The sequence below is a fragment of the Streptomyces sp. NPDC091412 genome, from assembly GCF_044756885.1.
Lineage (GTDB): Bacteria > Actinomycetota > Actinomycetes > Streptomycetales > Streptomycetaceae > Streptomyces.
This window is the reverse complement of record NZ_JBIVTV010000050.1, coordinates 1-4,096: the sequence shown is the minus strand read 5'-3', so window position 1 is coordinate 4,096 and position 4,096 is coordinate 1. Positions and strand designations below refer to the sequence as shown.

2 protein-coding genes are annotated in these 4,096 nt (G+C 70.0%); one reads left to right on the top strand and one right to left on the bottom strand.

Annotated elements, in window-relative coordinates; all coding sequences use genetic code 11:
- The first annotated feature begins 948 nt into the window (after nucleotides 1–948).
- Entirely contained in the window at nucleotides 949–2,565 is a 1,617-nt protein-coding gene (locus tag ACIQMV_RS39230; protein ID WP_402597905.1) for a SpoIIE family protein phosphatase, read from the top strand.
- A 147-nt stretch (nucleotides 2,566–2,712) separates the two neighbouring features.
- Here ACIQMV_RS39230 and ACIQMV_RS39225 read toward each other — a convergent pair whose 3' ends face one another.
- The gene (locus ACIQMV_RS39225) at nucleotides 2,713–3,720 is read right to left on the bottom strand and encodes a zinc-binding dehydrogenase (protein WP_402597904.1); all 1,008 of its coding nucleotides are present in this window, start codon (nucleotides 3,718–3,720) and stop codon (nucleotides 2,713–2,715) included.
- Between the last annotated feature and the right edge of the window lie 376 nt (nucleotides 3,721–4,096).

Here is a 4,096-nt window from a genome sequence, read left to right as displayed (position 1 = left end):
ACGCTGGCTGGCTGGCTGGCTGGCTGGCTGGCTGGCTGGCTGGCTGGCTGGCTGGCTGGCTGGCTGGCTGGCTGGCTGGCTGGCTGGCTGGCTGGCTGGCTGCGCAAGCATCCCGGTTCCGAGATCATCTGCCGTGACCGCGCTGGTTCCTACGCCGACGGTGCCCGCACCGGTGCCCCGGAGCTGACGGCCCTCCATGGGCACGTCCGCGCCTTCGCCGAGATCCTCACGACCCGCTCCGGCCAGCATTGGACGGCGGCGACACACTTTCCCGCACCTCAGACCCGGACCGCTACAGCCCGTGACAGACCTACCGCCCGCAGGAGATACAGACCAGCTGGACAACGATGCCGACCCGTATCACCCTCTACTCGCCCTTGGGGTCCTCCATGTCCGCCGCGCGATTCCGCCGGTCGGCGCGCTCCTCGGCGGCCTGGCTGGTGATCCTCCGCGATGCTGTGGCGCTCCCGGCCTTCCTGCCGGCCGTGCTGGACTTCGGCCGGGGCCTGCAACTCCTGCTCCATGGCGGCCAGGGCCTGCATGGAGTCCTCGGCGGCTGCGGCTGGTCGGCGGCCGCGACCTCGGCCACGGTCTCTCCCTGCTGCTCGACGGCCTCGCGCAGTCGGACGGTGAAAGCGTCGGCATCCTCGGTCGAACCGCCGAGATGCGCACGATCAAGGCCGCGGAAGGAGGATCTTTGGGGACTGAGGGGGGATGCGTGACGGGCTGCTTCGTGGACATCATGGAAGCTGCGAAGAACCAGGGTCTCGGGCCCAGGACGGCGCCCGGAGGCAGCTGGGGTGGCGGTTGCAAGAGGGGACGGCCGGGATGAACACATCCGAATCCTTTCGGGCCGAAGACGATGTCCCCAGGACGTCCCAGCCCCGCAGGCTGCTGAATGAGCTGTCCGGGACGCTGGTCTCTCAGTCCCCGGTCGGGCTGGCTGTCATGGACACAGACCTGCGGTATGTGGCCGTGAATCCGGCCCTGGAGCGCATCAATGGTTTGTCGACCGAAGAGCATGTCGGCCGCCATGTCTCAGAGGTCCTGCCGCATGTCGACACCGCGGCGATCGAGTCCGCGCAGTGGCGGGTTCTGGAGACGGGAGTCCCGCTGCTGGACCAGAACGTCGTCGGCCGCACCTGGGCCGATGCGGATCACGACCATGCGTGGTCAGTATCCCTCTATCGGCTGCAGGACCCCGTCGGCCGGGCGCAGGGGGTGGCCGCCTCGATCGCCGACGTCACCGAGCGGTACCGCCTGGCGACCGAAGCCGCCCGGGCTCGACGGCGCCTGACCCTGATCGCTGATGCCTCGGCTCTCATCGGCACCGTGCTGGACGTGGACCAGACCGCCCGCGAGCTGGCTGGGGTCACCGTGCCCGAGCTCGCAGACATCGCGGCGGTGGACGTCCTCGACACGGTCTTGGCCTGCCACCGCACCGCCAGGCCGGGCAGCGGCCCGGAACTCTTCCGCGCCCTCGCCCTGGCCGCCGCCTACCCCACCGAGGCCACCCGCGCCGCCGACCAGGTGGGCGACTTGGCCGCCTACGCCGCCGACCGCCTGGTCACCGAGTGCGTCCGCACCGGCAAACCGGTCCTGGTACCCCACGTGAACGACCGCGACCTGTCCCGTATAGCGCGCGATCCCGAGGCCGCCACGCTCCTGGCCCGCGCCGGCATCCACTCCTACCTGGCGGTGCCGCTGAGCGCCCGCGGCATAGTACTCGGCGCCCTGGACCTCAAACGCGCACGCAACCCCCTGCCCTTCAACCATGACGACGCCATACTGGCCGGCGAGCTGGCCAACCGTGCCGCGGTGAGCATCGACAACGCCCGCTGGTACCAGAGCGTGCGCAACGCCGCGGTGACCCTCCAGCGCAGCCTGCTGCCGGAGCACCCCTCGCACCTGGTAGGCCTGGAGATCGCCTCCCGCTACCAGCCCGCCCAGGCCACCAGCGAAGTCGGCGGAGACTGGTTCGACATCATCCCCCTGAGCGGCGACAAGACCGCCCTGGTCGTGGGGGACGTGATGGGCAGCGGCATCGACGCCGCCGCCACCATGGGCCGCCTCCGCACCGCCACCTGCACCCTGGCCGAACTCGACTTCGACCCCGCCCAGGTGCTCCAGCACCTGGACAGGATCACCAGCGGCCTGGAGCATTACATCGCCACCTGCCTCTACGCCGTCTACGACCCCCACCACAGCGAGTGTCACATCGCCAACGCCGGACACCTGCCCCCTGTCCTGGTCCACACCGGCCGGCCCCCCGAACTGCTCGACCTGTGCCCCGGCGCGCCGCTGGGTGTCGGCGGCGTCACCTTCCACAGCCGCACGCTCGATCTCGGTCCCGGCGACGATCTCGTCCTCTACACCGACGGCCTGGTCGAAACGCGCCACCATCCCATCGACGACCGCCTCGACACCCTCGTCGGCCTGCTGGACGGCTCCGAGGGCCGCCCCGTGGGGGAAACCTGTGACCTGCTCCTGCACACCCTGCGGGACCCCGGCGACCACGACGACGTCGCCCTGCTCATCGCCCGCATCTGCCCGCCCCAGTCCTGACCACCAGATCATCGGGACCCCTCCCGCGGAGGGCTTTGGCCTCTGACCCACGCCGTGCCCACCGCGTAAACGCACCGCAACCCGGACACGGAACTGGACCCTCCGGTGTCCGGGCCCGCACCAGGATCCACTCGGTAGTGGCGGCGGCTACCAGGGGCGGACGAGGACGAGGCCGACCTTGCCGGGCCGTACCGCGTGCTCCACGGCGTCGGCCAGTTCGCCAAGGCCGTACGTGGCAGCCACGTCGAACTGGTCCTTGAGCTTCAGCGCGATCTGCTTCGCGGTGGCCACGTCGGATGCCCGCCTCTCGGCGGAGGCCTCGGACAGCCACCGGCCGATGTTCTTGCCCCGCAGCGTCAGCGACTTGTTCAGCAGCGTCGAGGCATGCACCGAGAGCGGCTCCCCGGCGATCAGCCCATAACTGACCAGCTTCCCGCCAGGCGTCAGCAGGTCCAGAAGGCACTCCGCCAGCTTCCCGCCGATCGGGTCGAAGGCCACACTCACCGGATGGCCACCGGCTGCCTTGCGGACCTCGTCGGTCCAGCCCGCATGCTCCGTCGACACGACCGGCACGTCCGGGAACCGCTTGCGCAGCTCGGCGGCGCCGCGATCGCTGCGGACGACGTTGACGAGCGCCAAGTTGTGGAACATGGACACACCCGTCACCAGCCGGCCGACCGACGAGCCCGCGGCGGTCTGCACCAGAAAGCCGTCATATCCGAAGGCCAGGTGCTCCTGCGCCTCACGGCGCAGCATCACCGTGGTCAACGGGTTCGCCAGCATCTGCGCGGCGACCTCATCCGACAGTTCATCAGGTACGGCGACGACCACCTCGGCCTCCGCCACGATCCACTGCGACCACGCCCCCGGCTGGGGAAAGACCGTGACACGGCCGCCGACCTCGACCCCCGGCGCCACGCGGGTGCCCGGGCCGATCGCCTCCACCACGCCGGTGGCCTCCACGCCGGCCGGGACAGGCTGGGCAGCTGTGCCGGGGTACGCCTCAATGGCCTGGAGATCACCAGGGTGCACCGTGAAGGCCGTGGTGCGGATAAGGACCTGGCCACGCTTGGGCGCCGTCGGCTCCGGCTCCTCGACGACGGTCAGAACATCGGCGGGCGACCCTCCGCGGGCGTGGACGACACGACGGTTCATGATTCTCCTCATGCGCCGATAGGTGCGGGGCTTGGCCGGGGCGTCGGCCGACGTCCCGCAGCAGCGGGTTCCTTCCGCTGAGTACACCGTCAAGCCACACCAGCCGCCCGCCCGCAGCCCCCTGGTCACGCTCGCACGGCGGACAATCAGCAGCACAGCCGACTAGGGCAATCGGGTTATAAGCGGTGGGCAGATACAGGCGGCGGTCGATCAGCGCCCTGCCGCCGGCAGCCGCATAGGCTGCGAGGAAGACACCGATCTGGCAGTTCTCCGTCCGCCCGGGGGCTTGTAATTGAATAACTGTCAGTTTTGATCTGTGGAGCGTCTTTCGATTGGCGTCCCACGGGCCTTCAGCTGCTCCAGGGTGCGGGCGGGC